This is a genomic window from Caballeronia sp. GAWG1-1 (assembly GCF_023631465.1).
Taxonomy (GTDB): Bacteria; Pseudomonadota; Gammaproteobacteria; order Burkholderiales; family Burkholderiaceae; genus Caballeronia.
The window spans coordinates 1-346 of sequence record NZ_JALQDB010000123.1 but is presented as its reverse complement, the minus strand read 5'-3'; the positions used below and the strand labels follow the sequence as shown (position 1 = coordinate 346).

Here is a 346-nt window from a genome sequence, read left to right as displayed (position 1 = left end):
CGCGAAAAGCAGAAAGACTATTTCGATCCCGATCAGGGCATCAACACGAATCAGGTCGTGACGCGTGCCGACGGCAGCAAGACGATGTACTCCTTCAACGATCAGGAAAAGGTCGGCTTGCAAAACGACTACGACGCGAAGGGAAACCCTGTTGACACTTACCGCTACGACTCGGGCTCGGGCAAGGTGTCGTCACACACTCATTTCAACGAGGACGGTAGCCGCACGTTGGATTCGATCGACGCGGGCGGGAAAGCAACGCGCATGACCGCGACCAATGACGGTCAACGGTCCACGGCACAACCCGCGACCTTCAGCGCAGCGGAACAGCAAGCATTGAAGGAAC

At 57.2% G+C, this 346-nt stretch carries 1 protein-coding gene; it reads left to right on the top strand.

The annotated features are described in order from the left end of the window. On the top strand, positions 1–346 hold a 346-nt coding region (locus tag NCT03_RS34480; protein ID WP_250495520.1), incomplete at both ends, for a hypothetical protein.